This is a genomic window from Vibrio sp. 03-59-1 (genome assembly GCF_013114135.1).
GTDB classification, from domain to species: domain Bacteria; phylum Pseudomonadota; class Gammaproteobacteria; order Enterobacterales; family Vibrionaceae; genus Vibrio; species Vibrio cortegadensis.
Genome location: NZ_VTYA01000075.1, coordinates 1 through 1,062, shown reverse-complemented (window position 1 = coordinate 1,062; position 1,062 = coordinate 1). Strand labels below are relative to the sequence as shown.

Genomic DNA, 1,062 nt, shown 5'->3' with positions numbered 1-1,062 from the left:
TCGACAAGTGCTCAGCAAACCTCAATGGAACGCCTATCATCAGGCTTCAAAATTAACAGTGCGAAAGACGACGCAGCGGGTCTACAAATTTCGAACCGTTTAAACGTACAAAGCCGTGGTCTTGATGTTGCAGTGCGTAACGCAAATGACGGTATTTCAATTGCACAAACAGCAGAAGGTGCAATGAATGAAACAACCAACATCCTTCAACGTATGCGTGACTTGTCACTACAATCTTCAAACGGCTCAAACTCAAAAGCTGAGCGTGTCGCGATTCAAGAAGAAGTAACGGCGCTTAACGATGAACTAAACCGTATTGCAGAAACCACATCATTTGGTGGCAATAAGCTACTTAATGGCACTCACGGCACGAAATCATTCCAAATTGGTGCTGATAACGGTGAAGCGGTCATGCTTTCTCTACGCGATATGCGTTCAGATAACTCAAAAATGGGTGGTACAGGTTACCAAGCTGGCGAAGCAAAAGATAAAGATTGGGCGGTTAAGTCAGACGCTAACGACCTTACGATTAAGCTGACTGATACAGCAGGCCAAGAACAAGAAATCAACATCAGCGCGAAAGCGGGTGACGATATCGAAGAACTTGCTACTTACATTAATGGTCAAACAGATTTAGTAAAAGCATCAGTTACAGAAGATGGCGCACTTCAAATGTTTGCGGGTAGCAACAAAGTATCGGGCGACGTTGAATTCTCTGGCGGTCTTGCTGGTGAGCTAGACATGCAAGCGGGTCGTAAAGAAACGGTTGATACTATTGATGTAAGAACGGTTGGCGGTTCACAAGAATCTGTTGCTGTTATTGATGCAGCACTTAAATATGTCGATAGCCACCGTGCAGAACTGGGTGCTTTCCAAAACCGTTTCGAACATGCAATCAACAACTTAGATAACATCAACGAAAATGTTAATGCTTCTAAGAGCCGTATCAAAGATACCGATTTCGCGAAAGAAACGACGCAAATGACGAAGACACAAATTCTTGGTCAGGCATCAAGCTCAATTCTTGCTCAAGCGAAACAAGCGCCTAACTCAGCGTTAAGC

The 1,062-nt window shown here is 44.2% G+C and carries 1 protein-coding gene; it reads left to right on the top strand.

Annotated elements, in window-relative coordinates:
- On the top strand, positions 1-1,062 hold a 1,062-nt coding region (locus F0249_RS19975), incomplete at both ends, for a flagellin (RefSeq protein WP_253825363.1).